Here is a 22,288-nt window from a genome sequence, read left to right as displayed (position 1 = left end):
AATGAAAAATTTGGTTCACTTCCAAGATTTAGGAAGGCAACGACATTATCAAGAAATTTGGGATTATCAAGAAGAACTTTTGGCAGCCAATGTCAAAATAAAACAACACAACAGAGCACAAGAGAAACTCGATAATCCCGAATTTTTACTCACACAAAATCATTTGCTTTTTGTAGAACATCCGCACGTCTATACGCTAGGTAAAAGTGGACATATCGAAAATATGTTGGCAAATAGCGAACAGTTAGAAAAAATAGAAGCCACCTTCGTAAAAACTAATCGTGGAGGGGATATTACCTATCATGGACCAGAACAACTTGTGGGGTATCCTATTTTCGATTTGGAGGTTTTCAAACCCGATATCCATTTGTATATGCGAAACTTGGAAGAGGTGATTATCCAAACCATTGGCGAATTCGGACTCATCGGTGAGCGTTCCAAAGGCGAAACAGGCGTGTGGTTGGATGTCGGAAAACCATTTGCCCGCAAAATATGCGCCATGGGCGTAAAAGCTTCTCGTTGGATCACCATGCACGGTTTTGCCCTGAATGTGAATACCGATTTGCGCTATTTCGAATACATCATTCCGTGTGGAATTACCGACAAAGCGGTAACTTCGCTCGAGAGAGAATTGGGTAGAAAAGTCGCGATGGAGGAAGTGAAAAAAGTAACCCTTCAGAAGTTTGAGGAGGTTTTCGATCTGACGATTGTTCAAGATTAAAAATAAATCGATCATCATCATTTTCTGTCGAATTGGAAATACTTTTGCTCCGAGAGCGGAATGACTTTCCGATACCTTAAAACTTGTTGATTAATAATAAGAAAATAATTGTGAGAATTTTCTTAATACCGTTATATTTGCCCGTTAAATAATATATTATAAAGGAATAACTTATGCGAGGAAGATGGCTCATTGCAGTATTTGCAATCATTTTTGGATTTCTTTGCGTACGCCAATTAAGCTATACTTGGTACACCAATAAGGTAGAAAAAGAGGCTAAAGCATATGCGAAAAACCCAGAACAAGAACAAATCATTTTAGATAGTTTAGCAAAAGACACCCTGAATTTGGGCTTGGTAAGCTACAATTACAATGATGCTAAAAACAAAGAGATTAATTTAGGATTGGACCTAAAAGGTGGAATCAACGTAATCCTACAAGTTTCTGAACGCGATTTGATTACCAATTTAGCCGGAAACAAAGATAATCCAATTCTACTTACAGCATTAGACAACACCGATCAGGCTCAAAAATCAAGAGGTAACATCCCGTATGTTGAACTGTTTTTTGAAGAGTTCGATAAACTAAGAGGTGGTACAAAATATGCTTCTCCAGACTTGTTTGGGACAAAAGCAAATGCAGATAAAGTCTCGTTCAATGCAACAGACGAAGATGTAAAAAAATTCATACGCACCGATATCGAAGCAAAAGTTTCGACAGCCTATCAAGTAATCTCGTCACGTATCGACCAATTTGGGGTAGTAGAGCCAGTGATACAACGCTTGGGTGACGAAGGTGACGGACGTATTTTGGTAGAATTGCCAGGAGTTTCGGATACCGACCGCGTGAAAAAATTGTTACAATCTACCGCAAAACTTGAATTTTGGCAAGTGGCAAACGAACCACAAATCGCTGGAGTTTTGGCTGGTATCGGAACATCGAAATACAATATTTCAAAAAACAATAAAATCATTGGATCTTTGGGTGAAGTTTTAGGACCTCAACCTTCAAATGCAATCACCAGTGTCAATGTAAAAGATACTGCAATCGTCAACCGCGTGTTGGCAGATCGTGAATTCAAATCATTATTACCAGCAAATATTCGCAATTACAAATTTGCTTGGGGAAGTAAACCGCTCGATTTCAACGGAGAGAAAATCTTGGAATTATACGCCCTAAAAGGAGCAAACGGACAAAACGAACCTTTGATAAGCGGTGATAAAGTGGTGAGCGCTTCGGGCGAACGTAATGCAAGTTCTATTGCCAATGAGCCTATTGTAGTCATGAACATGAATCAACAAGGGGCGCAAGAGTGGGCACGAATTACAGACGAATTAAAACCGAATCAACAATATCCGAACGGACAAGCTGTTGCGATTGTGTTGGATAATTTGGTGTACTCTGCACCCAATATCAAAAGTCAGATCGCGGGTGGTACATCGACCATTTCGGGTAATTTTACATTAGAAGAAGCACAAGACTTAGCCAACATTTTGCAAGCAGGTTCTTTACCAGCATCGTCTAAAGTAGTTTCGTCTGAAGTTGTAGGACCATCGTTGGGGCAAGAAGCGATCAATTCTTCTTTGGTAGCATTTGCAGTAGCGTTTACCATCGTATTGATTTGGATGATTTTCTATTACTCTAGAGCAGGTATTTATGCCAATGTTGCTTTGGTCATCAATTTATTATTCTTACTCGGTATCTTGGTTTCGCTGCGTGCGACCTTATCGTTACCTGGTATCGCAGGTATCATCTTGACGCTCGTAACGGGGATGGATGCAAATATCATCATTTATGAGCGTGTAAAAGAAGAAATTCGTAAAGGTAGATCGTTGAGACAAGCCGTAGATTTTGCTTATTCTTGGAAAGGTGCTTTATCGGCAATTATAGATGCCAACGTCACTTCTTTCTTGACGGCTTTGGTTTTATTCTTCTTCGGAAAAGGACCAGTAGTAGGTTTCGCAACAACCTTTATGATTGGGGTGTTCACTTCTACATTTACCGCAATTTTCATTACGCGTTATTTTGTAGAAAGTAGAATGGAAAAAGGTAAAAAAGTTGAATTCTTCACACCGTTTACAGCACATTGGTTACAAAACATCAGTGTTGATATTTTGAAAAATCGTAAAATTAATTATATCATTTCGTTGGCATTGGTCATCTTGTCACTTGTGGCAATTTTCACCAAAGGATTCGATTTGGGTATCGAATTCAAAGGCGGTAGAACCTATACCGTGCGTTTCGATAAACCAGTAGAAGCACACGCAATTGCAAACGATTTGTCTAAAGTATTCGTACTAAATGGCGAAGAAATGACACCGCAAGTAAAAATGTACGGTTCTTCGAATCAAGTGAAAATTACTACCTCATACAAATCAGATCAAGATGGTACAGAGGTAGACGATGAAATTAAAGGACTGTTGTACAAAGGATTGGCGAAAGACTTACCACAAGGCTTGACAATCAGAGATTTCTCTGAGGATAATGCCACAATAGGGTTGATGTCTTCTGCAAAAGTAGGACCAACGATTGCCGATGATACCACACGAGCATCTTTCATTGCAGTTGGTTTGGCTTTAATCATTATTGCAGCCTATATTTTTATTCGATTCAGAAATTGGCAATTCTCGGTTTCAACCATTTTTGCTTTGGCACACGACGTTATCATCGTTTTAGGAGTGTTTGCATTCTTTAGAACGTGGTTACCATTCAACATGGAAATCGACCAATCGTTCATTGCCGCTATTCTTACAGTAATCGGATATTCGTTAAACGATACGATCATTATATTAGACCGTATTCGTGAAAATTTAGGTCTGAAGAAATCGATGAATTTTTACGACATCATCAATTCATCAACCAGCACCACCTTGTCGCGTACGATCAACACCTCGATGTCTACGTTCTTAATCGTATTGTGTATCTTCATCTTTGGTGGAGATTCTATCAAAGGATTCATGTTTGCTATGATGATTGGGATCGCAATCGGTACTTTCTCTTCACTATTCGTAGCTTCACCTTTGCTTTACGATTTTACGAAGAAAGGTCAGATGAACAAATAATTTTATCCTATATTATTTACCTAAAAATCCACTCAAACGAGTGGATTTTTTTACGCTAAAATTGTTTTTTCTCTAATGGTATAATGAATGATTTGTAAAAATAAATCAAGCCCTTATAGATGAGGTTTTGAAATAAAAAAATCCACACCAAAAGGTATGGATTTTATCTGCTATAATTTGGATTGTTTTTTATTCTCCAAGAAATTCAACCAATTTCACGTCTCCATCAACTTTTACTTTGGTAAGATTGTATTTGGCTAAATTTTTCATCGATTTATCCCATTTCTTTCCACTCAAAGCTACTTTAGATTTCAGTTCGTTCAACTCGATGGTAGGATTGGCTTGTAAAATAGCAATGATGCTGTTCTCTTCTTCTGTAAGCTCATAAGACGGAGCGGTTTTTTCTGGTCGCATTTGCGGAAAGAATAAAACCTCTTGTATAGAAGAATTGTTGGTCAAGAACATGATGAGTCGATCCATCCCAATTCCCAAACCTGCTGTTGGCGGCATTCCGAATTCCAAAGCGCGTAAGAAATCTTGGTCGATAAACATGGCTTCATCGTCACCTTTTTCCGAGAGTTTTAATTGCTCTTCGAAGCGTTCGCGTTGATCGATAGGGTCATTCAATTCTGAATACGAATTGGCAATTTCTTTACCACAAACCATCAATTCGAAACGCTCGGTGAGCTCAGCATTGTCGCGATGAGCCTTGGTCAATGGTGACATTTCTTTTGGATAGTCGGTGATAAAGGTTGGTTGGATATAGTTTCCTTCACATTTTTCTCCAAATATTTCATCGATGAGCTTGCCTTTGCCCATGGTTTGGTCTACTTCTATACCCATCGAAATGGCAGCTTCTCTCAGTTCTTCTTCCGATTTCCCATCGATATCAAAACCTGTAAATTCGATGATGGATTGTCGCATGGTTACTCGTTTGTACGGTGCTTTGAAATCGATCTCGTGTTCGCCAAAGGTGGCTTTGGTGGTACCGTTCACCGCAATAGCACAATGTTCTAGCAACTGCTCGGTAAACTCCATCATCCAATTGTAATCTTTGTATGCCACATAGATTTCCATTGCTGTAAACTCGGGGTTATGAGTGCGATCCATTCCTTCATTTCGGAAGTTTTTAGAAAATTCGTAAACGCCCTCAAATCCTCCTACAATTAATCTTTTGAGGTACAATTCGTTGGCAATGCGCAAATACAATGGGATATCTAATGAGTTGTGATGCGTAATAAATGGTCGAGCGGCAGCGCCTCCTGGTATCGATTGTAAGATTGGCGTTTCGACTTCCATATAGCCTCTTTCGTTGAAGAAATTGCGCATGGCGTTGAACAATTTGGTGCGTTTGATGAAAATATCTTTTACCTGCGGATTCACAACCAAATCTACATAACGCATACGATAACGCAATTCTGGGTCTACAAATGCATCATAGATTTTGCCTTCCTCATCTGTTTTTACGATAGGTAAGGGGCGCAATGATTTTGCCAAAACCGTGAGTTTGGTAACGTGAATCGAGATTTCGCCTACCTTGGTTTTGAATTCATAACCTTCGATTCCTATGAAATCGCCAATGTCTAGCAATTTCTTGAAAACCGTATTGTATGCCGTTCCTTCTTCGTCATTCGAAATGTCGTCCCGAGATACGTAAAGTTGTATTCTTCCTTCGCCATCTTGCAATTCTGCAAAGGATGCTTTTCCCATTATGCGTACACTCATCAAGCGTCCTGCAAGTTTTACAACCTTACCTTCTTCATAATTTTCTAAAATTTCTTTAGAATTAGCAGTCACCATGAATTCTTCTGCCGGATAGGGTTCTATCCCCAATGCTCTTAGTTGTTGTAATTTATCCCTACGGATGATCTCTTGCTCAGACAATTGCATTACGATATATTTTAAAAGTTAAAAATAGAATGCAAAATTAGCAATTATTTCATTGTTTTGGTGAACAATATTGTAGATTATGATGATAAAAACTCGGTTTTTTACGGAATATATTCGATCTTTCTTCTCTGTGTGAAAGCTGTGTCTAGGAAATTTACTCTCTTTACTTGCATGCTATACGAGAGCCATCCTGTTTCTTGTAGACGATTGGTGGTGTCGATGGTGTATACGATATTGCTGTCGATCTCGTCGCGTTTTGGGGCTTCTACATCCATTTGTCTGGCTGTCCTTTCAAGGTATTTGAACCAAGATTCTTTCAGCCATTCTTCGTCTGCAACCGAGGTAGAAGTTAAGATATAGGTATTGGAATAGGGCGAATGGTCTTCTAATCTAAAATCGGTTTTGGCAGGTGTCGGATTGTCGTTGAACAGATTGTCTATATAGGTGTTGGCAACGATTGGCGTTTTGTTTACATCATAGCGTCCGCGACCGAAAAAATGATGAAATTGCGCAATGTCTTTTGCGAATATCGAATTGACTTGTTCTAATTTCTCATAATGTTCATCAACCTGGTCTAAGATTTTCTGTACGCTAGGTTGGTCTGCATATTGGTCTTGAACTTGTTCTAAAGCCGTTCTAAATTGTACTAATGTAAAATTGTTGTGCTGAAAATCGCTAAACTTTCCGGTGGCATCCATGGTGTAATAGATGTCGAGCTCTTGTAAAAAACTCAACGGATTACGCGTAATGTTTTTGTTCGAATTTTCGATATCGTAGATGTGCCAATGTAGGGTATATTGATCTTTGTATAAATCCAACACTTCTACATAGGCTTTGTATTTAACATAATCATTCTGAACCGTATCATTTCCTTCTATCCGAATATCGTGTGTGGTAAACTGATAGTTGTTGTGATCTTGGATATTGAAATAGGGCTTGATGTCTACAGTAGTTTCAGAATCAATTTCTTGTGCGAAACCTAAAAAACTATTCAACAACAGGAAAATTATAAAAATATTTCTCATTCAATATTTTTCATCAAATTTAAAAAAAATATCAGACTTCGTTCTGCATAAGTTGGATTTCGAGCATATTGATGGTTTTGCGTGTACCAATGTTCAGGCTGAATCGGTATTGTGAATTCACCAAAATCGAATCTTTGTTGTAGGTACTGCGGTTGTCTACCTTGAGTTCTATGGTGTCTGAATATTTGCTGATTTCTCGTTCTACTTGCTCTTTTGTGAGTTTTACGTTGGATTGATCCAACATGTTTTGAGCCATAAATTTCCACAGATTTTCAAAATCATCTTTGTCCAACTCCTGGGTAGAAGCGATGGTGTACGACAAGTTTTCTTCGTTGATCGAATCTAGCCAAGTCGTTGTTGTAGAAGCAATTGGATAACCAAAAAAATTGTCTTGTACTTGTTTGCCTACATATTTTTCGCCCATTTGCAAAAACAATCCGTTGTATTGCAAGAGGTTGTGAAGTTCTTGCGACAGGGCATATTGTACATATTCATTGGCACTTATCATCTCCATCAGCCCGTCGACATTGCTTTGGTAAACCGCGTTTTTCTTGTTTTTCTTTTTCATCTTCGAAACAATGTCTATCAATTGTGTTTGCACTTTTGTTTCGTTCAACAATTCTAAGTATTCGCCATCTTTGTTCGTTGCAAATTCATAGCTTACATTCTTAGAATTGGTAAGAAAATCTTTGTAAAATTCATCTGGATCATTCGTCTGGTAATCAGTGATTTCCCATTGCATTTTGTAAACGAATTGATTTTCATCTACTACACTCATTTTCTTTTTGCTATTGGTATAAACTTTAGAAACTGTATCGTTGATCGAGATGATGAAATCATCATTCTTGAAATGATATTCGTACGTATTTCCAACACTCCATTTGGGCACAATTTGTACGGTTTGATTTTGCACATTGACTTGTGCAAGGCTAAACGGAGCAATAAGCAATAAAGGCAAAAGAATAAAAGTATAGTTCATAATCTTTCTCGATGTTGTAATTCTATTAATTGTGCTGTTCATCTTGAATCAAACTATATTCCAAACTATTTCAGAAAGATTTAAAGTTTCTTGGATGATAAAAAATTAAGGTGTCGAAACTGAAGCTTGTAAAATTTTTCCGTTGAAATACCGATGCCCATTCAACCCGAAATCGACTAGATAACTTGCCATTTCAGCCGGATTTAATGGGGCTTTGTATCCTGGAAAAGCCTCTTCTAACATCTCGGTTTGTACCGCACCCAACGCCACCGCATTGATTCTCGGACCGTTTTCTTTCAGTTCCTCTGCCAACAATTCGGTGAGGTTTGCCGTAGCCGCTTTGGATGACGAATAGGCAGATAATCCTGCAAATTTTACTGAACCTTGCACGGCGCCCATGGTCGAGATATTCACCACATGCGATGTTTGATCAAATTTTGGCAACAAAACTTGAATCAGGCGGTAAGGCGCCATAAAATTCACTTGCCAAGATTGGGTCAAATCTTGTTCGCTAACCTGTTCGAATGCTTTGTTGATGCACAGTCCGGCATTATTGTACAAAACGTCTGCTTTTTCTACGTCTGCAAGTAGCTCTGGAATCTTGCCAATCTCCTCGTAATTACTAAGGTCCATGGCGATGCTTTGGTATTGATTATTCGTTGCAAAATTTGCAAGCTCGTCGAGTTTCGCTAAGTTTCTCGAGATGGCGATGACTCTATTGCCCAATGCCAAATGTTGTATCGCCAATTCGCGCCCAATTCCGCGACTTGCTCCAGTTATAATAATTGTTTTACTCATGATATTTCAAATGTTCTAAAATCGATTGTATCGACGAAAAAGTTTGTTCTTTGTAGGTTATTATATTTTGATCGACCCGAATAATTTCGTTTCCATTGTTCACTATTTTATACCCATCTCGAGTTAAGGCTTTTCTCAGCCAAAAAGCCATTTCATCATCGCCTACAACGCCAATTGTTTTTTTATGCGCTGTGGCAACGGTATAGGTCTGTTGCACGGAATTGTATGCCAAAATTTCGTTCGAAAGCTTAGACAAAATCCGATGCTCAAATGCTATTTCTTCTGGAATTCCAGCATAGAGCCGATGGTTCTCGATCCACCAAATTTCGTCGGCAAATTGCAAAGCCAAATCAACCTCATGGGTCACCATGATGATGGTTTTTCTTTCGTTTTCGACCAAATTCGCACACAGCCCAAAAATTTTGTACTGATTGCCCAAATCCAGATGAGCAGTCGGTTCGTCCATTATGATATATGCTGTTTTTTGTTGCAACGCCCTAGCCATCATGACCAATTGCAATTGTCCGTCGCTCAACGTGTTGGCGTATCGATCGAGTAGGGGATGAATGCCTATCTTGTGGGCGATTTTTTGTATTTCTTCCAGCGTAGAAGGTTTGTTTTCGATTGCATTTTTTCCGTTGATTTGAATCAGTTCGCTTACCAAAATTTCGGGTACGATGGGCAATTTAGAAAATACCGTTGCAAAATATTCGGCATGAGTGGCCGATTTTGCGTCAGAAAGCGATTCATTTCCCATGTACAAATTACCTTTGAGCGGTTTTTCTATTCCTAAAATAGTTTTCAACAAGGTCGATTTCCCCGTGCCATTCGCACCTAAAATCGTTATAAATTTAGGGCGATCAACCGTTTGATTTATACCTTCAACAATGGGTTTGTTGGCATATCCTATCGATAAGTTTTTCAGTATCAATTCTTTCATGGGTTTAAGGATTTAGAATTTTTCAACAAAATACTGATCACGATTGGTGTACCAAACAACGAAGTGATGATATTGATGGGTAATGTACCAAACGGAAACATATCTGATAAAGCACTGAAAAACAGCATCAAACTTATACCAAGCAGTATTATCGAACCAAAAAGCAACTTCATGTTGGCAGTTTTCAATAAGCTTCTACAAAGATGAGGGACTGCCAATCCGATAAAAGAAATTGGTCCAGCAAATGCGGTAACTGCAGCCGTAAGCAAGGCGGTTGAAATAAGAATTGTCCAGCGCAATTGCCTGATGTTCACGCCCAATGTTTGTGCATAGGTTTCGCCTAGCAACAGTGCTGTAAGTCGATTGAGGGTGAGACACGCTAAGAAAGTTCCAATGCAAACGCAAAGTGCAAATATTGAAATTTGAGTCCAGCTCAAAGCACTTAAAGTTCCAAAACTCCAAATGAGATAGGTTTTTATGCGTTCTGATGGCGCAAAGTACTGCAAAATACCAATGAAAGCTACCGACAATCCAGATAACATCATGCCCAGAATAATCAATATTGCTGAAGATTTGATGCGATGGGCAAAACTTCCGATGATGAGTAAGGCTAAAAGAGCCCCGAGCATTGCCGCAAAAATGATGATCCAAGAATCGTTCAACAAATGCTGAAAACCCAGCGTAGAAAATAGAAAAATTACAATTGCAACGCCCAAGCCAGACATGGCCGAAATGCCCAAAACACTGGGTTCTGCCAACTCATTTTTGAATAATTCTTGCAGTTGAAATCCGGCTACGGGCAAAGCAATCCCCACCAAAATTGCCGTGATGGTTTTGGGCAATCGGTAGTGTAGGATAAGATTTTGAGTCATCTCGTCTGGCGATTTGCCCAAGAAAGTCATCCAGACAGCATCAAATTTTATAGTGGCTTTTCCGAGGAATAGATTAAGCAAAATCAACCCGAGAATGAGTATCGTAAACCCCACTAAAATCAGTTGTTTTTTCACAAAATCGCTTTCGAGCAAAGATAATAAAGTTCGTTGGAAAAGAATTTATGAAAATCAACGATTTTTTTTAACGTTTTGAATCAAAAATTCGAATGAGAAAAAAATTAATTTTGTTTGTATTTAGAAAAATAATTTTAAGAAAATCAACATATTTTGTCATCAAATCAAATCAATACAAATCTCATTAATCTGAAATTTTTAATTTCACCAGTAAATTTTTAATTTAGCACAAATTTCGAACATGAATTACGATATTATAGTTATAGGAAGTGGGCCTGGCGGATACGTTGCCGCAATCAGAGCGTCGCAATTAGGAAAAAAAGTTGCCATTGTAGAAAAAGCAGAATTAGGCGGAATATGCCTCAACTGGGGATGTATCCCAACAAAAGCTTTGCTCAAGAGCGCCCAAGTATTCAAATACCTCAACAACGCCCAAGAATTTGGAATCAAGTTACCAGAAAATATTGGTTTCGAATTCCCAAATGTGGTACAAAGAAGTAGAGGAGTTGCAGACCGAATGAGCAAAGGTGTACAATTCCTGATGAAAAAGAATAAAATAGACATCATAAAAGGTGAAGCTAAAGTATTGCCTGGCAAAAAAGTTTTGGTAAAAACAGCATCTGAATCTAAAGAATATCAAGCAGAAAATATCATCATCGCAACCGGAGCGCGCTCACGAGAATTGCCAGCATTGCCACAAGACGGTAAAAAAGTGATTGGTTACCGTGGTGCATTAGCATTGGAAAAACAGCCCAAATCGATGATTGTGGTTGGCTCTGGTGCCATAGGCGTAGAGTTTGCACATTTCTACCACAGTTTGGGTACAGAAGTTACCATTGTAGAATTTTTGCCAAGAATTGTTCCAGTAGAAGACGAAGAAGTCTCTAAACAATTGGCATTATCTTTTAAGAAAGCTGGTATCAAAATCCTTACCAACTCAGAAGTGACCAAAGTAGACACCTCGGGCGAGCTGGTAAAAGCTACCATCAAAACAGCCAAAGGCGAAGAAGTGATCGAAGCTGAAGTGGTACTATCTGCAGTAGGCGTTGTTCCGAATACCGAAAACATTGGATTAGAAGAAGTAGGCATCGCAACAGAAAGAGGGAAAATTGTGATCAACGATTATTGCCAAACTTCTGTTCCAGGATATTACGCCATAGGTGATGTGGTAAAAGGTGCCGACTTGGCGCATTTGGCATCTGCCCAAGGAATTTTAGCAGCAGAAAAAATTGCTGGTTTAGACGTAGAACCAATCGATTACGGTAATATTCCGGGTTGTACATATTGCTCTCCAGAGATTGCATCAGTTGGGCTTACCGAAGCAAAAGCGAAAGAAGCTGGCTATGAAGTGAAAGTAGGAAAATTCCCATTCTCTGCCAATGGTAAGGCTGTAGCCAATGGTGCAACAGATGGTTTTGTGAAAGTTGTATTCGATGCTAAATATGGTGAATGGTTGGGTTGTCATATGATTGGGGATGGAGTTACCGAAATGATTGCCGAAGCTGTTGTGGCTCGTAAACTAGAAACTACAGGGCATGAAATAATGAAGTCTGTTCATGCACACCCTACTATGGCAGAAGCAATTATGGAAGCTGTAGAGGATGCATACGGACATGCAATCCATATCTAATATAAATTGATATTAGAAATTATAATAGTATGTAAAAGGGCAAGAATTTTCTTGCCCTTTTCTGTGTTAAATTATTGTAATCAATTTTTACAATAACAAATCGTTTGCCGAATAGTTGTACATTTGTATCTCAAAAGAAAAGGGTTAATATTAATTAAAAAAAATAAAAAATCATGAAAAAAATCTATTCTTTAATAGCAGTTGCTGCTCTTTCTACATTCTCTTTTGCACAAGTAAACGCAATACCTGGGAGTGATTTTGAAAATTGGGAAGAGTTTACAAGTGGAGTAAATTCATACGGGATAAAAGCTTATGCAGTACAGGGTGTTGGTAAAGGAGTTGATGGGTCAAATTCATTAAACATTACAACTAATACACAAAAAAATGACTATGTTTTTACCTCAAGATTAGGTAGCAAACTTACTTCACAACCAAAACAAATTACTTTTTGGGTAAAAGGAACAGCAGGAAAAACTTTATCACTAAATATTTATAAAGTAGATGGTACATATTATCCATACAACGTAGGAGATTTGTCTGCGGATACCACCGTTGTTTCTTCAGCAAATAACCAATATGCAGGTGTTATCAATACAAATGGTAATTGGGTAAAAGTAACATTAGACTTATCAGACAAAACAGATTTGAATGTTACAGACTTAGACAAAGACTTTTTTGCTTTAAAAATTGGTAAAGACGTAGATTATGCGCTAGACATAGACAATATCCAATTATGGGATATGAACATGAATGTTTACACGCTTACACCAGAAAAAACTGTATTGAACACTTTGTGGACAAATACAGCTTCATTTGATGTAAAAGGAAAAGCAACAGTAGAAGTGTATAACACAAACGGACAAATTGTGAAAACTTTCGAAGTTAATGGAAAACAAACAGTTAATGTATCTTCATTAGCAAAAGGAATTTACTTCGTGAAAACAACAACCAATGGTACTTCTTCAACTACAAAGGTTGTGAAAAAATAAGCATAAATATTTAAGAATCTATAAAGCCTCATTTTTATGAGGCTTTTTTTGTGGTTTAGAAGTATGTTAATTATATTCATACACAAACCACAAAAAAATGATAAGAGAAATTTCATACGCAAGCGGACCATCGAACGTGCCGCTTTTAGGAGAAACTATTGGCGATAACCAAAACGAATCGTAGCCAAATATCCTACCAAAGATGCATTGGTCTCGGTAGATCAGAACATTCGCTACACCTACACTCAGTTTTATGAAGTCACCGAACATGCCGCAAGAGCATTGTTGGCAATGGGAATTGTCAATGGTGATCGGGTTGGAATTTGGGCGCCCAACAGAGCCGAATGGGTAATCTTGCAATTTGCTACCGCAAGAATCGGTGCGATTATGGTGACCATCAATCCGGCTTATCGTGTACACGAATTGGAATATGTACTGAATCAATCCGAGATTAACGCTGTGTTTGCTTCGCTAAAGTTTAAAACCAGTCATTACAAAAATATGCTCGAAGAGGTGAAAGACAAAACACCATCACTGGAGCATATCGTCATTTTCGAAGAGCAGTGGGATACTTTTCTCGGACAAAAGAAGAAAGTCAGCAAGTTTCAATTAGACTAAGCAGAATCCATCGTCCAATTCGACGATGCGGTGAACATTCAATATACCTCTGGTACAACCGGATTTCCGAAAGGTGTTACCCTTACGCATCACAACATTCTCAACAATGGCTACTTCATTGGACTTCGATTACATTATACAGAAATTGATCGGGTTTGTATACCAGTACCATTTTACCATTGCTTAGGTATGGTGATAGGCAATTTAGCCTGTGTTTCGCACGGAGCTTGCATGGTAATCCCGAGTGAGAGTTTCGACGCAGCCAAAACGCTGCAAACAGTAGAGCAAGAGCGCTGTACTTCTTTATACGGCGTACCCACCATGTTTATTGCCGAGTTGGATTTGCCCGATTTCGAACGTTACAACCTTTCCACACTTCGTACAGGAGTCATGGCAGGTTCTCCTTGCCCAATCGAAATCATGAAAATAGTAAAAACGCTCATGCACATGGAAGAAGTTTCTATTTGTTACGGGATGACCGAAACTTCGCCAGTATCGGTTCAGACTAAAATAGGTACACTCATAGAAAAACAAGTGAGCACCGTGGGAACAGTAATGGATCATCTCGAAATAAAAATTATAGATCCAGAAACTGGCTATATTTTACCACGAGGTCAACAAGGCGAATTGTGCACAAGAGGCTATTCGGTAATGAAGAAATATTGGAACAATCCCGAATCTACTGCAAGGGCAAAAGATGAAGACAATTGGTTGCATTCGGGCGATTTGGCTACTATGGATCACGAGGGCTATATCAACATCACGGGGCGTATAAAAGATTTGATCATACGAGGCGGTGAAAATATTTCGCCAAAAGAAATCGAAGATTTTTTGTACCAAAACCCTAAAATATCAGACGTACAATTGATTGGCGTGCCAAGCGAAAAATTTGGTGAAGAAGTCATGGCTTGGGTAAAAATAAAAGAAAATGAACTCTGTTCGGAAGATGAATTACAAGAATTTTGTATGTCCATTGCACACTATAAACGCCCGAAGTACTGGAAGTTTGTTACCGAATTTCCAATGACAGTCTCAGGAAAAATAAGAAAGGTAGAAATGAGAGAGATTGCTGTTGAAGAATTGGGATTGCAAAACGTAGAACGCATTAAAGCTTCTTAAGCTCGCAGAAAATTACGTATATTTGGAAGGCAAAATTAAAAATACAACATGCCAAAAATATTAATCATCGAAGACGAAAAAGCCATCCGCAACGTACTGAAAAATATTTTACTCGATGAGGACTCTTCTTTCGAAGTAGATGAAGCAGAGAACGGTGAGATTGCCCTTGAGAAAATTAATGAAGTAGAATATGATTTAATCATTTCCGATATCAAAATGCCAAAAAAAGATGGAGTAGAAGTACTAACAGAAGCACTCGAACAACATCCCGATCTTACTTTTGTAATGATTTCTGGTCATGGTGATATCGAAACCGCCGTAGATTGTATCAAGAAAGGTGCATACGATTATATCTCAAAACCACCAGATCTCAATCGACTACTCAATACGGTACGTAATGCGTTAAACCACAAATCATTGGTAAAAACCAATACGGCACTCAAATCAGAAAACAAAGCACTCAAACGCAAAGTAAGCAAACAGTATACGATGATAGGGGAATCGGAGCCATTGAACAAGATTCGAGAAATGATCGACAAAGTGGCTGCAACCGATGCTCGCGTATTGATTACAGGTCCCAACGGAACGGGAAAAGAATTGGTGGCACATCAGATTCACGAGAAAAGTGATCGAAACAAAAAAACGCTCATCGAAGTCAACTGTGCTGCAATCCCTGCCGAGCTTATCGAGAGTGAATTGTTTGGCCATGTAAAAGGTTCGTTTACTGGGGCGGTAAAAGATAAACAAGGAAAATTTGAACTTGCAAACAACGGCACAATATTCTTAGACGAAATTGGTGATATGAGTTTGTCTGCTCAAGCCAAAGTGCTCAGAGCCTTGCAAGAAGGTAAAATTTCACCGGTGGGGAGCGAAAAAGAAATCGATGTCAATGTACGCGTAATCGCGGCGACCAACAAAGACCTGCGCAAAGAGATAGAAGAGGGCAGGTTTCGAGAAGATTTGTATCACCGCTTGGCAGTAATTATTATAGAAGTGCCAGCCCTCAACGATCGCAAAGATGATATACCCGCTCTGGTAGAACATTTTGTATTATCGATTTCAGAATCGCAAGGGATGCAAGCAAAAACATTTGATGATTCTGCTTACAAAGCCTTGAAAGAAATCGACTGGACTGGGAATATACGTGAATTGCGCAACGTGGTAGAACGCTTGCTGATTCTTTCCAACAATCCAGTAACCAAGCATGATGTCGAAGCTTTTGTACGCAAATAGATGAGAAAGATTGTTTTTTCTGTGATCGCTTTGTTCTTTTTTGTCGCATGTCGAACCAAGGATAAGCACGAAATTGGAGAGAAATATTTTGAACTCTACGCTGCGCGCAAAGATTTCGATGCTTTCAAATCTTTTTATAACGATACAATAGAATACGAAAACGTTGTATTACAAACCGGCTTGGCTCCAATCTCATCGCAAGATTTGATTCTGAATAATTTCAGTTGGAATGATCATCAAATGGTGTATGAAAATTCAAAAGTGCTCACCGTCAATCAGCTCGTGTCGAATGATACCATGATCGTTGCCGACGGTTTTTTCAATCCATACGAGTATCAAGGCATGAAAATTCCGGCAATGAAATTCACGACTTGGTTGTTTTTGGACCAAAATCAGAAAATCAAAAAACAAATCGATTGGTTCAATTATCCGATCGAAGATATCATCGAAGCCTATCAAATGCGACAATCTTTCAACATCAAATCGGGAGAATAAAAAATTAGAATAACATAATAATGACCCGAAGCCGTCTCGTTTATAAAATCGAGACGGTTTTTTTATGATAAAAAAAATGAGGTCAAAAACCAACTCAATTTAATAATTTAGAAAAAGATGAGTTATTATTCTTGTTTACGCACTCATCTTTTTCAGATTATGAGCTAAAGCATGCAATCCGAACTCTAATTCCACTTTTTCAATTCCTTTTAGGGTAAATCTTTTGAAGTTTCGGTTGTGTTTGAGTTGGGCAAATGTAGGTTCGACATCAGCAGTTCTTTGTTTTCTTCTTATTTCTCCGATATCGGATGTGAGAAGTTCTCTTGTTTTTTGTTTGTGGTATTCTAATTTATGGTTCCTTTCTACTGTCCTGTTGTTTTTCCCCTTGAAGCACTGGCTTCTGAGCGGACATCCATTGCAGTTTTTAGCGGTATAACAACTATAGGTTTGCTTATATCCTGACTTTGTTTGGACTTTTCGCTCACCGCGCTTTTCCATACGTTGTCCCATCGGGCATACATAAAAATCTTGCGCTTCATTATAATAGAGTGAGTCTCGTTCAAAGGGTTTGGGATTTTTTCTTTTCTTTGATTTACCTTGTTCTTGGTCAAAGGTGTTGAACTTTACAAAGGCTTTGATTGCTTTGTCCTCCAAAAGTTCGTAATTTTCTTCACTTCCGTATCCTGCATCTGCGGTGAGTTCTTCGGGAAGCTCATTGTAGAGTTTTTTATGGTTTTCTAAATGAGGTTTTAAAGTATGAATGTCGTTGGTGTCTTGATGTAAGGTATAGTTGACGATGATTTGGTTTTCGGTGCTGATTTGTGCATTGTAGCCGGGTTTTAATTGTCCGTTCTGCATGTGGTCGTCCTTCATGCGCATAAAGGTCGCATCGGGATCGGTTTTGCTGTAGGAGTTGCGTTCTTGTAGTAACTTTTCTTGTTCTTGGTATTTCTTTAAGTTTGGCGCAAAATTCTTTTGGATGTAACGGGATTTGGCTTTTTTCTTTGGATCGTCAGACTTTTCTTTTAGGATTCGGTTGATTTTATCTGCGGCTTGTTGGACTTTTTCAGGATCAAGTTTTTTGAACTCCGGTGGCTCGGGATCTTGGTCTTCTTCATCAGCAACGCACTGCGCGTATTGCCACATATCCTCTAATTGTTTGATCATTTTCTCCCGATTGGTCTTGATGGAATTTCCCCAGACAAAGGTGTATCTTCCAGCTACCGATTCTATTTTGGTGCCGTCTGTATAAACTCGTTTGAGACTCACTAATTTTTCTTCTGCCAAAAGCAATACCACTTGTTTGAAGATGTCTTTGAATACGGCTTTTAACTTATTGCTTCGAAATCGGGCTATCGTATTATGGTCGATGCTTTCTCTACCAGAAAGCCACATAAAGTTTATGTTCTCATTGAGGGCTTTTTCGATCTTTCTACTGGAATAAATATTGTCCATATAAGCGTAAACCATCACTTTGAGCATCATTTTAGGATGATAACTAGGATGACCTTCCCGACTGTAAGTTTCTAAAAGAGGTTTTAAGTCTATCTTCTCAACTACGTTGTTTAAGATTCTTACTGGATGATTAGTCGGAATTAATTCTTCTATCGAAGGTGGAAATAACCAGTTTTGGGATTGGTTATATTCTTTAATTCTATAGTTCATTTCGCTGAAAATTAAGTAGTTAAATATAGTGAATTCTATATTAATCACCTAATAATCAATCCATTATTTATATAAAAAAACCGCCTCAGTTGTGAGACGGCTTCATTGTTCGGAATTGTAAAAGACTTTATAAAAAAACATTCTTTTTTCTTCGTCGTATCCTTTTTCTATGTACTCTTCAGCCGCATCAACCGCCATCAAATCGATCTTGATATGGATGTTGGTATCCAATTTTATTTCGCTCTTGATTTTTTTAGATTCTTTGATCAGCAAAGGCTTGTTCACCTCAAACGCCGACTCGAAATCGATTTTGAAATCCTCTGCGTATTGCTGTTTGAATTTTTGATATTCATCGACCAACTCAAAAGGTGCTAAAACCGTTTGTTGCAACAATTCATCCGATACAAATTCGTTCATAGTCAGCGCATTGATGGTTTGCGCAAGAAAGTTGGCTTGTGCATGTTTGTCGTTGCGATCCAAAACAACCTCTTCTGCAAAATGATTCATCAACTGCAAATAGTGTTTGGTCTGGTATCGGTTATCGTTGACGGGCAAAATTTCTAAAAAGTTTTTTTTCCAATATTCCGATTCGTTTTGCAAATCATCGACCGAAAATACGATAAATCCGTCGTCTTTTTGCGTATTCACAATCAAAGCAGCTTTGTCTATTTTGTCGAGTTTGTAACCTTTTTGTATCGTGTAATCGATCTCTTTCGATTCATCGAAGCGGATGTATTTTTTCTTGTTTTCTAATTTATAAATTCCGATTGCTTGCGTAGTAATCTCTCCAAAAATTACATTTTCGAAATAAGCAATAAAAAGTTCGCCAGATTTTATTTGCGGATGCAATGATTTCTCGTACAAATGTTGATGAATTTCATTCGAAAAGTTGATAAAATCAAGATTTTCTTCGAACATTTCGCTCACGAGCTGATGCACCACATTGAATTCTAATTTCTCGGTATAATGCGAAAAATGATGAGCGTCTAATGATTTTTTGAACGGTTGCGTGAGAAACGGAAACAAATCTTCTTCCTTTTTCTCGTCCATTTCCAAGGCTTGTGAGGCAAAAATATTTTTTTCTTCTCGCACTTTATGCCCCACTTTCTGAAGCGATAAATACGAAAAATAAGCATTCTTAAAATCAATCATAACTCCAAATTGGCTACAAAGATAAGGGTTGAACAAAGGAAAACGAAATCATTTTATTCACAAGATTGTTAAACAATTTTATTGAATGTATTTTATTATAAATCAAATACTTATGTAAATTTTCAATTTTAATTTTTAAGTTTTGAGCAAATGTCAGAAAGTTTGGCATGCAATTAGAAATTAAGACAAGTGAAGATTAATTTATTAAAATTATAAAATGATGAAAACACTCAAATTTACCTTATTCAGTTTAGCACTTTTTGGCGGATTTTTTGTCAATGCACAGACTGCACGTGGTGAGCGTTCGAATCCTAGATCGACTGCTGCCTCGATAGAACGAAATTCGGGTGTGAGCAACAGTCCGAATGCGAGCTTCAACAACACTGCGAAAGTTGCCAACGATTCTAGAACAATAAGAAGTACAACTGGCAGAACTACAACAACCAACAATCCGAGAGTGGCGCAAACACAACGTTCGACTACAAATCGTAGCATTCGCACAAATGATGTGGACAGAAGTACAGCAAGAAATACAGAACGCGCATCGAACTTGGATGGTGTTTCGGTGAGATATGAAAACAACAGAAGAGTGTTGAGGGTAGATAATACGGCAAGTCGCAATGTGATTCGTTTCAACAATTCTAAAAAATACGAAGATCGAAACTATGTCAATTACATTACGCAAGTAAACAATTATCATCATTATCATTACAACAATTATAATTTCTACGGTTACAATGGAATTTATTACCGACCTTGGAACAATCGCTACATACGGTTTATGCCTCCGGTAGGTTTCAGAATAAGTATGATTCCGGCGGGTTATTATAATTTCTACTACAACAATGTGATGTATTATTTCTACGAAGGCGTTTATTATACCCAAAAAAGAAATTATTACTATGTAGCAGAACCGCCTTATGGGGCAATTGTAGACGCCTTACCAGCAGGATACGAGCGCATCAATTACAACGGTCATTTGCTTTACGAATTTGCAGGCGTGTTGTACGAAAAGATTTACGATGGTTGGGGATATGCCTATCAAGTGGTGGGATATTTAGATTAGATTTGGTTTCTATATTTGGTTGGATTGGGGAGTCTTTTTAGGCTCCCTTTTTCGATAAAAAACGTCTCGAAATAAATAATCGTCAAAATTTTGCATTTTTTTTTGGCGAATAGCTTTCATTTAATATATTGCGACCTGAAAATTTACTGTATGCCGAAAACAAAATATCAAATAGAGTTTGCCATTAAATCTTCACCTTCGCTGTTGTACAACTACATTTCCAATCCGTCTGGATTATCAGAATGGTTTGCAGATAATGTAAATTCGAGAGGTGAGAAGTATACTTTTATTTGGGATGGTCATGAAGAAAGTGCTTTTCTAATGAAATTGAAACAAGATTCTTACGTTCGTTTTCAGTGGGAAGATGATGAAGATACTAAATATTTTTTCGAGTTGAATATTGTTGTAGATGAGCTTACCAACGATGTATCGCTGGTGATTACAGATTTTGCCGAGAGCGATGAAGTAGAAGAGTCGAAGCAACTTTGGGAAAGTCAAATCGAAGATTTAAAAAAAGTTTTAGGTTCAATCTAAAAAAAGTCAATACCCTTGTTTATCAATTTCAATGGTCAACTTATAGACCAGCACCAACCAATATTCAATACCAACAACAGCATTATCTCATCGGGTGATGCTGTCGCTATTTCGTTGCGAATCTTAGAAGGAAAAATTCACCTTTGGGAAGAATATTATTTCAACCTGATGGCTGCAGCGCGCATCATGCGCATGAAAATTCCGCTTAGCTTTACTCCCGAGTTTTTTCAACAGCAGATACAAATTGTAATCGATCGGAACGCGTTACAAAATGCCCAACTGCAATTTGTATGTTACAGAATTTTGGATGAGCAAGAAAGTTTAGGATATTTTATAAAATCTATCTCTTCGAATGTGAGTTGGGAATATAACGATGAGCCAGCCGAGATCGATGTTTACAAAGATTATATGATCAACGAATCGTTTTTCAGTCTCAACAATATTCTGCATCCCGAAGAGAATATCGCCCGTATCTATGCCCAAGAAAATGAGTTTGCAGATTTGGTGCTCATCAATCATGAGAAACGAATGGCGAGAAGTCTCTACGGTTCAATTTTCCTCATACAAGGAAACCAAATCAAAACGCCAAAAAATTCAGAAGGTGTCAAAAAAAGTGTATTGCGCGATTATTTCATCAATAATTTGAAAAAACAAAATGATTTTGAGGTAATAGAAACCGAAATATTTCCTTTTGAAATGCAAAAAGCCGATGAAATATTTGTGTTGCAAGACGGAGTTGGGTTGCAATCTTTTACCCAAAATAGAAAGAAAACATTCGAAACCACCAAAGCCAAAACATTGCTGGCATTATTGAATTAATTCATACTAGGATCTGCGGGAGCATTTACCCAAAGTAAATGTTCTCCTCCTAATTTTTTCATTTGATTTTTCCACAAATCGACCTCCCAATCTCTGAAAATATCGATCTTCTCGCGAATGTGAATCCACGCATTCAAACTCAGCTCACTTTCTAGTTGATCGGTAGTCCACCCCGAATAACCCAAATAAAATCGGATTTCGTCGTCGCCAATTTTACCATTGTTCACCGCATTTCTCACATCGTTATAATTTCCAGACCAATAGATATTGTCGCAAATCTTTTCACTATCCGAAATCAAATCTGGACGAGAATGTAAGTAATAAATATTATCTTTGTCTACAGGTCCACCTTCGTAAACAATGAGTTCAGAATTCATCTGTGAGACGAAAATGTTGAGTGGTATATGCGAAGATTTGTTCAGAATGAACCCCACAGAACCATTCTCACCATGTTCGGTAATGATGACTACGCTGCGTGTAAAAATGTCGTTGGCTAAGGTTGGTTTTGCAATTAGAATATCACCTTTTTGTATTTTCATTGCGTTC

The 22,288-nt window shown here is 38.1% G+C and carries 18 protein-coding genes and 1 pseudogene; 10 read left to right on the top strand and 9 right to left on the bottom strand.

Annotation, left to right across the window (positions count from 1 at the left end; genetic code table 11):
* Position 1 precedes the first annotated feature (1 nt).
* Both lipB and BN8061_RS10620 read left to right on the top strand, forming a co-directional pair.
* Positions 2 to 721, top strand: coding sequence for a lipoyl(octanoyl) transferase LipB (gene lipB, locus BN8061_RS10625; RefSeq protein ID WP_068599133.1), 720 nt, complete (start codon positions 2 to 4; stop codon positions 719 to 721).
* A 173-nt stretch (positions 722 to 894) separates the two neighbouring features.
* Positions 895 to 3,783, top strand: a complete 2,889-nt coding sequence (locus BN8061_RS10620; RefSeq protein ID WP_068599132.1) for a protein translocase subunit SecDF — start codon at positions 895 to 897, stop codon at positions 3,781 to 3,783.
* Positions 3,784 to 3,972: 189 nt separating this feature from the next.
* On the opposite strand, the gene lysS is transcribed toward BN8061_RS10620, so the two are convergent.
* From lysS to BN8061_RS10590, 6 genes are all read right to left on the bottom strand, one after another.
* Entirely contained in the window at positions 3,973 to 5,673 is a 1,701-nt protein-coding gene (gene lysS / locus BN8061_RS10615) for a lysine--tRNA ligase (RefSeq protein WP_068599130.1), read from the bottom strand.
* Between the two features lie 101 nt (positions 5,674 to 5,774).
* The gene (locus BN8061_RS10610; RefSeq protein ID WP_068599128.1) at positions 5,775 to 6,698 is read right to left on the bottom strand and encodes a hypothetical protein; all 924 of its coding nucleotides are present in this window, start codon (positions 6,696 to 6,698) and stop codon (positions 5,775 to 5,777) included.
* A gap of 31 nt (positions 6,699 to 6,729) precedes the next feature.
* Positions 6,730 to 7,677, bottom strand: coding sequence for a hypothetical protein (locus BN8061_RS10605; RefSeq protein ID WP_068599127.1), 948 nt, complete (start codon positions 7,675 to 7,677; stop codon positions 6,730 to 6,732).
* Positions 7,678 to 7,782: 105 nt separating this feature from the next.
* Positions 7,783 to 8,475, bottom strand: coding sequence for an SDR family NAD(P)-dependent oxidoreductase (locus BN8061_RS10600; RefSeq protein WP_068599125.1), 693 nt, complete (start codon positions 8,473 to 8,475; stop codon positions 7,783 to 7,785).
* A complete protein-coding gene (locus tag BN8061_RS10595; RefSeq protein ID WP_068599124.1) occupies positions 8,468 to 9,415 on the bottom strand; it encodes an ABC transporter ATP-binding protein in 948 nt (315 codons plus the stop codon). The genes BN8061_RS10600 and BN8061_RS10595 overlap by 8 nt, the downstream gene beginning before the upstream one ends.
* Positions 9,412 to 10,422 carry a FecCD family ABC transporter permease gene (locus BN8061_RS10590; RefSeq protein WP_068599605.1) on the bottom strand — a complete coding sequence of 337 codons (1,011 nt, stop codon included), beginning with the start codon at positions 10,420 to 10,422 and terminating at the stop codon, positions 9,412 to 9,414. Before BN8061_RS10590 ends, BN8061_RS10595 begins: the two co-directional genes overlap by 4 nt.
* A 241-nt stretch (positions 10,423 to 10,663) precedes the next feature.
* On the opposite strand from BN8061_RS10590, the gene lpdA reads away from it, so the two are divergent.
* The 5 genes and pseudogenes from lpdA (at position 10,664) to BN8061_RS10565 (ending at position 16,506) form a co-directional block, all read left to right on the top strand.
* On the top strand, positions 10,664 to 12,052 hold the full coding sequence (gene lpdA, locus BN8061_RS10585) for a dihydrolipoyl dehydrogenase (RefSeq protein WP_068599122.1): 1,389 nt from the start codon (positions 10,664 to 10,666) through the stop codon (positions 12,050 to 12,052).
* A 173-nt stretch (positions 12,053 to 12,225) separates the two neighbouring features.
* Entirely contained in the window at positions 12,226 to 13,041 is an 816-nt protein-coding gene (locus tag BN8061_RS10580; protein ID WP_013598725.1) for a T9SS type A sorting domain-containing protein, read from the top strand.
* A gap of 97 nt (positions 13,042 to 13,138) precedes the next feature.
* Positions 13,139 to 14,778, top strand: a pseudogene (locus tag BN8061_RS10575) (AMP-binding protein).
* Between the two features lie 48 nt (positions 14,779 to 14,826).
* Positions 14,827 to 16,011 (top strand): sigma-54-dependent transcriptional regulator, encoded by a 1,185-nt coding sequence (locus tag BN8061_RS10570; RefSeq protein ID WP_068599120.1) that lies wholly within the window; start codon positions 14,827 to 14,829, stop codon positions 16,009 to 16,011.
* Complete coding sequence (locus tag BN8061_RS10565; protein WP_068599118.1) at positions 16,012 to 16,506, top strand: hypothetical protein; 495 nt, start codon at positions 16,012 to 16,014, stop codon at positions 16,504 to 16,506.
* A gap of 135 nt (positions 16,507 to 16,641) precedes the next feature.
* Here the strand turns inward: BN8061_RS10565 and BN8061_RS10560 are convergent, their stop codons facing one another.
* Both BN8061_RS10560 and BN8061_RS10555 read right to left on the bottom strand, forming a co-directional pair.
* Positions 16,642 to 18,171, bottom strand: a complete 1,530-nt coding sequence (locus tag BN8061_RS10560) for an IS1182 family transposase (protein WP_068597500.1) — start codon at positions 18,169 to 18,171, stop codon at positions 16,642 to 16,644.
* Positions 18,172 to 18,273: 102 nt separating this feature from the next.
* A complete protein-coding gene (locus tag BN8061_RS10555; RefSeq protein ID WP_068599116.1) occupies positions 18,274 to 19,323 on the bottom strand; it encodes a nucleoid-associated protein in 1,050 nt (349 codons plus the stop codon).
* Between the two features lie 217 nt (positions 19,324 to 19,540).
* Here BN8061_RS10555 and BN8061_RS10550 point away from each other — a divergent pair, with 217 nt between their 5' ends.
* The 3 genes from BN8061_RS10550 (at position 19,541) to BN8061_RS10540 (ending at position 21,742) form a co-directional block, all read left to right on the top strand.
* Positions 19,541 to 20,389, top strand: coding sequence for a DUF6515 family protein (locus BN8061_RS10550; protein ID WP_154662308.1), 849 nt, complete (start codon positions 19,541 to 19,543; stop codon positions 20,387 to 20,389).
* A gap of 150 nt (positions 20,390 to 20,539) precedes the next feature.
* Positions 20,540 to 20,923, top strand: a complete 384-nt coding sequence (locus BN8061_RS10545) for an START-like domain-containing protein (protein ID WP_068599113.1) — start codon at positions 20,540 to 20,542, stop codon at positions 20,921 to 20,923.
* Positions 20,924 to 20,938: 15 nt separating this feature from the next.
* Positions 20,939 to 21,742 (top strand): aminotransferase class IV, encoded by an 804-nt coding sequence (locus tag BN8061_RS10540; RefSeq protein WP_235802742.1) that lies wholly within the window; start codon positions 20,939 to 20,941, stop codon positions 21,740 to 21,742.
* Here BN8061_RS10540 and BN8061_RS10535 read toward each other — a convergent pair.
* On the bottom strand, positions 21,739 to 22,281 hold the full coding sequence (locus tag BN8061_RS10535) for a YqgE/AlgH family protein (protein ID WP_068599111.1): 543 nt from the start codon (positions 22,279 to 22,281) through the stop codon (positions 21,739 to 21,741). The two genes, BN8061_RS10540 and BN8061_RS10535, sit on opposite strands and share 4 nt — an antisense overlap.
* Positions 22,282 to 22,288: the final 7 nt, after the last annotated feature.

The sequence above is a fragment of the Vaginella massiliensis genome (assembly GCF_900089075.1).
GTDB lineage: Bacteria > Bacteroidota > Bacteroidia > Flavobacteriales > Weeksellaceae > Weeksella > Weeksella massiliensis_A.
This window is presented reverse-complemented; position numbering and strand designations above follow the sequence as displayed.

What these genes read in the sequence shown, in the direction of transcription:
- lipB (WP_068599133.1), top strand. Translation starts at nt 2, where the DNA reads ATGAAAAATTTGGTTCACTTCCAAGATTTAGGAAGGCAACGACATTAT.
- BN8061_RS10620 (WP_068599132.1), top strand. Translation starts at nt 895, where the DNA reads ATGCGAGGAAGATGGCTCATTGCAGTATTTGCAATCATTTTTGGATTT.
- lysS (WP_068599130.1), bottom strand. Translation starts at nt 5,673, where the DNA reads ATGCAATTGTCTGAGCAAGAGATCATCCGTAGGGATAAATTACAACAA.
- BN8061_RS10610 (WP_068599128.1), bottom strand. Translation starts at nt 6,698, where the DNA reads ATGAGAAATATTTTTATAATTTTCCTGTTGTTGAATAGTTTTTTAGGT.
- BN8061_RS10605 (WP_068599127.1), bottom strand. Translation starts at nt 7,677, where the DNA reads ATGAACTATACTTTTATTCTTTTGCCTTTATTGCTTATTGCTCCGTTT.
- BN8061_RS10600 (WP_068599125.1), bottom strand. Translation starts at nt 8,475, where the DNA reads ATGAGTAAAACAATTATTATAACTGGAGCAAGTCGCGGAATTGGGCGC.
- BN8061_RS10595 (WP_068599124.1), bottom strand. Translation starts at nt 9,415, where the DNA reads ATGAAAGAATTGATACTGAAAAACTTATCGATAGGATATGCCAACAAA.
- lpdA (WP_068599122.1), top strand. Translation starts at nt 10,664, where the DNA reads ATGAATTACGATATTATAGTTATAGGAAGTGGGCCTGGCGGATACGTT.
- BN8061_RS10580 (WP_013598725.1), top strand. Translation starts at nt 12,226, where the DNA reads ATGAAAAAAATCTATTCTTTAATAGCAGTTGCTGCTCTTTCTACATTC.
- BN8061_RS10570 (WP_068599120.1), top strand. Translation starts at nt 14,827, where the DNA reads ATGCCAAAAATATTAATCATCGAAGACGAAAAAGCCATCCGCAACGTA.
- BN8061_RS10565 (WP_068599118.1), top strand. Translation starts at nt 16,012, where the DNA reads ATGAGAAAGATTGTTTTTTCTGTGATCGCTTTGTTCTTTTTTGTCGCA.
- BN8061_RS10560 (WP_068597500.1), bottom strand. Translation starts at nt 18,171, where the DNA reads ATGAACTATAGAATTAAAGAATATAACCAATCCCAAAACTGGTTATTT.
- BN8061_RS10555 (WP_068599116.1), bottom strand. Translation starts at nt 19,323, where the DNA reads ATGATTGATTTTAAGAATGCTTATTTTTCGTATTTATCGCTTCAGAAA.
- BN8061_RS10550 (WP_154662308.1), top strand. Translation starts at nt 19,541, where the DNA reads ATGATGAAAACACTCAAATTTACCTTATTCAGTTTAGCACTTTTTGGC.
- BN8061_RS10545 (WP_068599113.1), top strand. Translation starts at nt 20,540, where the DNA reads ATGCCGAAAACAAAATATCAAATAGAGTTTGCCATTAAATCTTCACCT.
- BN8061_RS10535 (WP_068599111.1), bottom strand. Translation starts at nt 22,281, where the DNA reads ATGAAAATACAAAAAGGTGATATTCTAATTGCAAAACCAACCTTAGCC.